Genomic DNA, 4903 nt, shown 5'->3' with positions numbered 1-4903 from the left:
ACGGCCGGCGTTGGGATAGGTTGGCACGCCTTCGAAAATGATCTGGGTGGCGCCGACTGCGGTCGGGCCGTAGGCGATATAGGTGTGGCCGGTAATCCAGCCGATGTCGGCGGTGCACCAGTAGACATCGTCCGGCTTGATGTCGAACACCCATTTCATGGTCAGCGCCGCCCACAGCAGGTAGCCGCCGGACGAGTGCTGCACGCCTTTGGGGGTGCCGGTGGAACCGGAGGTGTACAAGATGAACAGCGGATGTTCGGCGCCTACCCATTCCGGCTCGCAAGTCTCGGCCTGGTTGGTTACCAGTTCATGCAGCCACAGATCGCGGCCGGGGACAAAATTGATGGCGCCACCGGTGCGCTGGTAGACCACCACGTTCTTGATGCTGTCGCAACCGCCCAGCGCCAGCGCTTCGTCAACAATGGTTTTCAACGGCAGGCGTTTGCCGCCGCGCGCTTGTTCGTCGGCGGTCAGCACAGCAACTGCGCCGGCGTCGATGATGCGTTCTTGCAGCGACTTGGCGGAAAAGCCGCCGAACACCACCGAGTGGGTGGCGCCGATACGGGCGCAGGCTTGCATCGCCACCACGCCTTCGACCGACATCGGCATGTAGATGACAACGCGATCGCCCTTCTTGATACCTAACGATTTCAAGCCGTTGGCGAACTGGCAGACTTTTTTGTGCAACTCTCGATAAGTGATCTTGCTGACATCGCCGCTGTCGCTTTCAAAGATGATCGCGACTTTATCGGCATTGCCATTGTGCAAATGGATATCGAGACAGTTGTAGGAGACGTTCAGCTTGCCGTCGTCGAACCATTTGTAGAACGGTGCATCGGACTCGTCCAGCACCTTGGTGAAAGGTGTTTGCCATTGCAGGTTTTCCCGGGCCAGGCGACCCCAGAAGCCCTCATAATCCTGCTCGGCTTCGGCCGCCAGGGCGCGATAGGCGTCCATGCCGGAAATGGCTGCAGTTTTGGAAAATTCTGCCGGGGCGGGAAAAATACGGGTTTCCTGACCAAAGGTTTCGATGTTCGCCATGCTGTCTCCTGCTTTAATAGTTGACGCTAAAAATAAACTTTTACACTTACTCAGGCCTTACACAGATTTCCCTTACAGAATCCTCTGCTAGCGTTATCAGAGCCTTACAGTCGGTTATCATCGCACATTCAGCCCAATACGACAGTCCATGCATCACACAAGATCTTATGTTTACCTGGCACTAGCCATGATGCTGGTGGGCGCCAATATCGGTTTCGGCAAGGCTATCATTGCCGTGATGCCGGTGCTGGTGTTCGGCCTGCTGCGTTTTGTCATCGCCGTGATCGTGATGGCGCCGCAGTTCTTCAAGGCCGCGCCGCGCCTGGCGCGCCATGAATGGCTGACACTGTTTGGCCAGGCTTTCTTCGGTACTTTTTTATTTACGCTGTGCATGTTGTACGGCGTCCAGCACACCACCGCTACCGCCGCCGGCGTGATTACCAGCACCTTGCCGGCGGCGGTGGCGATCCTGTCGCGACTGATCCTCAAGGAAAGACTGCAGCCGCGCACGCTGGCCTCTATCCTGCTGGCGATTGCCGGGATTGGCGTGCTTAACCTCAGCAAAACCGATGGCGGCGACACCTCGCTGGTGGGCAATCTGTTTGTTCTGGCCGCGGTGGTCTGCGAAGCCACTTATGTGGTGCTGTCCAAGCGCCTGACGCAAACCTTATCGCCGATGCGGATTACCGCCTACAGCCATTTGTTCGGCTTGCTGCTGATGCTGCCGTTCGGTCTGACTGCGGCCTTGTCTTACGATTTCAGCCAGGTCACGGCCGGCATGTGGCTGCTGATCGTCTGGTATGCGCTGGCGGCCAGTGTGATCGCGTTCTGGCTGTGGCTGACCGGCACCAAGCATGTGCAAGCCAATGTCGCCGGCATCTTCACAGCCTTGATGCCGCTGGCGGCGGCCTTCATCGGCGTGGTGTTTTTGCATGAGAGTCTGAGCTGGGGCCACTTTGCGGCATTGGCGCTGGTGCTGACCGGGATTGCCGTAGCCAGTCGGCCGCAGCCCATGAAAACCGTCCAGGAAGTGTAAAATAGCGACGCCTTATTCCTTTCCAATAATTCCTATGAGCAATATGCGAGCTTCCACGCCCCAAAAAAACCATGGGTGTCTTGTCGGATCGCAACTCGGAATCAGGCCGACAGAATCAAGCCAACACCGTGCATTGCTAGCCGCAACCGTTTTACTGTAATTGTTATGTTGTTCCCGAAAGTCTTTACCGATTATCTTTACAAAGAAACGCCATGACCACCATCACCACCGTCAAGCAAGAAGATCTCATCGAGTCGGTAGCCGCTGCGCTCCAGTACATCAGCTATTACCATCCGGTTGACTATATCCAGCACCTGGCGCGCGCCTACGAGCAAGAGCAGAATCCTGCAGCAAAGGACGCGATTGCCCAGATCCTGACCAACTCGCGCATGTGCGCCGAAGGCAAGCGGCCGATCTGCCAGGACACCGGCATCGTCAACGTCTTCCTGAAAATCGGCATGGACGTGCGCTTTGAAGGCTTCAAGGGTTCGATCACCGACGCCGTCAACGAAGGCGTGCGCCGCGGTTATCTGAATCCGGACAATATGCTGCGCGCGTCAATCGTGGCCGATCCGCAATTCGAACGCAAGAACACCAAGGACAACACGCCAGCCGTGGTGCACATGGAAGTGGTGCCGGGCAATACGGTTGACGTGCAAATCGCGGCCAAAGGCGGCGGCTCGGAAAACAAGACCAAGTTCGTGATGCTGAATCCGTCCGATTCGCTGGTCGACTGGGTGATGAAGACGGTACCGACCATGGGCGCCGGCTGGTGTCCGCCGGGCATGCTCGGCATCGGTATCGGCGGCACCGCGGAAAAAGCCATGCTGATGGCGAAGGAAGTGTTGATGGAAGATATCAACATGTACGACCTGCTCAAGCGCGGCCCGCAAAACAAGACCGAAGAATTGCGCATCGAATTGTTCCAGAAGGTCAATGCGCTGGGCATAGGCGCGCAAGGCCTGGGCGGCCTGACTACCGTGCTCGATGTCAAGATCATGATGCATCCGACCCACGCGGCGTCGAAGCCGGTGGCAATGATCCCGAACTGCGCGGCGACCCGCCACGGCCACTTCGTGCTGGACGGTTCCGGCCCTGCCTACATGGAACCGCCGTCGCTGTCCGAATGGCCGGAAGTGCATTGGGTACCGGATACCGAGAAATCCAAGCGAGTCGATCTGAACACCTTGACCAAGGAAGAAGTGGCATCGTGGAAACCGGGCCAGACCCTGCTGTTGAACGGCAAGATGCTGACCGGGCGCGATGCTGCGCACAAGCGGATCCAGGAAATGCTGGCCAAGGGCGAGAAGCTGCCGGTGGATTTCACCAACCGTGTGATCTATTACGTCGGCCCGGTCGATCCGGTGCGCGACGAAGTGGTCGGCCCGGCCGGCCCGACCACCGCTACCCGCATGGATAAATTCACCGACATGATGCTGGAGCAAACCGGCTTGATTTCGATGATCGGCAAATCGGAACGCGGCCCGGTCGCGATCGAGTCGATCAAGAAACACAAATCGGCTTATCTGATGGCCGTGGGCGGCGCTGCTTACCTGGTGTCGAAGGCGATCAAGTCGGCGCAAGTGCTGGGTTTTGCCGACCTCGGCATGGAAGCCATCTACGAGTTTGATGTCAAGGACATGCCGGTGACGGTGGCGGTCGATTCCAACGGTATCTCGGTGCACAACACCGGGCCGAAGGAATGGCAGGAAAAGATCGCGCATGCAGCGCTGTCGAAAATCCCTGTGACCACCATCTGATCCGACTTGACTCATTTAGTTGATGAACGTTGACACGCAAACAATGCCGATGGCGCCAACTGCGCCCATCGGCATTTTTGATTCCGGCATAGGCGGTTTGTCGGTGCTGCAGCATGTCCACCAGGATCTGCCGCACGAAGATCTTGTCTATTTTGCCGACTCCGCTTACGCGCCATATGGCGACAAATCGGAAGCGGAAATTTCCGCACGCTCGCTGACGGTTACCGAATTCCTGCTGCAACGTGGGGTCAAGGCGCTGGTGGTTGCCTGCAATACCGCCACCACCGCCGCCATCAAAGCGATACGCACGGCTTATCCGGAGTTGCCGGTGATCGGCATCGAGCCCGGGCTGAAGCCGGCTGCCGCGCAGAGCCGCAGCAAGATCGTCGGCGTACTCGCAACCCGGGCCACCCTGCTGAGCGCCCGGCTGCTTGCGCTGCAACAGCAGATCAGCGCGGCCAGCGGCGTGCACTTCGAACTGCAAGCCTGCGTCGGCCTGGTGGATCAGATTGAAAAGGGCGAATTGCATTCTGCGCAAACCGCACTACTGCTGCGACGTTATATCGCGCCCTTGATAACGCAAGGCGCGGACACCCTGGTGCTAGGCTGCACCCACTATCCTTTTGTACGTCCCTTGATCGAACAAATCGTCGGCGAGCTGACAGCACAGCCGATTGCCATTATCGACACCGGTGCTGCGGTCAGCCGGCAGTTGATCAAGGTCATGAGTGAAAACAATCTGCTGCATGACTCTGCGCGCGCGGGCCAGGTGAGCGCTTTCACCAGCGGCAGCCAGTCGGCCCTGGCGACCACGTTTGCCAACTTGCTGCAACTGCATCCGCCGGTGTCGGCAGTGGAAACTATCGCCCAGCCTGCGGGAATTTCGTAATTAGCTATTATTTGATTTGCCAGGCCGCAGGTTACTTTGTATAATAGCGAGCTGTCTTAGTGCTGAACAAGCATGACAGTATTTGCAGTAGTCAGGCAATGGTGGCTGTAGCTCAGTTGGTAGAGTCCAGGATTGTGATTCCTGTTGTCGCGGGTTCGAGTCCCGTCAGCCACCCCA

4 protein-coding genes and 1 tRNA gene are annotated in these 4903 nt (G+C 57.9%); 4 read left to right on the top strand and 1 reads right to left on the bottom strand.

All coding sequences use genetic code 11. The annotated features are described in order from the left end of the window. Nucleotides 1-1041, bottom strand: a 1041-nt coding sequence (locus VNZ60_RS22110; RefSeq protein WP_325663047.1) for an AMP-binding protein, incomplete at its 3' end; no start/stop codon positions are given. 148 nt (nucleotides 1042-1189) lie between these two features. Between VNZ60_RS22110 and VNZ60_RS22105 the strand changes: the two genes are divergently transcribed. From VNZ60_RS22105 to VNZ60_RS22090, 4 genes are all read left to right on the top strand, one after another. Further along, nucleotides 1190-2077 (top strand): DMT family transporter, encoded by an 888-nt coding sequence (locus VNZ60_RS22105; RefSeq protein ID WP_325663045.1) that lies wholly within the window; start codon nucleotides 1190-1192, stop codon nucleotides 2075-2077. A gap of 221 nt (nucleotides 2078-2298) precedes the next feature. Then, nucleotides 2299-3837: a fumarate hydratase gene (locus VNZ60_RS22100; protein WP_325663049.1), complete on the top strand. Its 1539-nt coding sequence runs from the start codon at nucleotides 2299-2301 to the stop codon at nucleotides 3835-3837. 22 nt (nucleotides 3838-3859) lie between these two features. Then, nucleotides 3860-4726: a glutamate racemase gene (gene murI, locus VNZ60_RS22095; RefSeq protein WP_325663043.1), complete on the top strand. Its 867-nt coding sequence runs from the start codon at nucleotides 3860-3862 to the stop codon at nucleotides 4724-4726. A gap of 101 nt (nucleotides 4727-4827) precedes the next feature. Beyond that, a tRNA-His gene (locus VNZ60_RS22090) sits at nucleotides 4828-4903 on the top strand.

The sequence above is a fragment of the Collimonas sp. genome, from assembly GCF_035566375.1.
GTDB lineage: Bacteria > Pseudomonadota > Gammaproteobacteria > Burkholderiales > Burkholderiaceae_D > Collimonas.
Note: the sequence above shows the minus strand (reverse complement) of the source record. Positions and strands in the feature narration are given on the sequence as shown.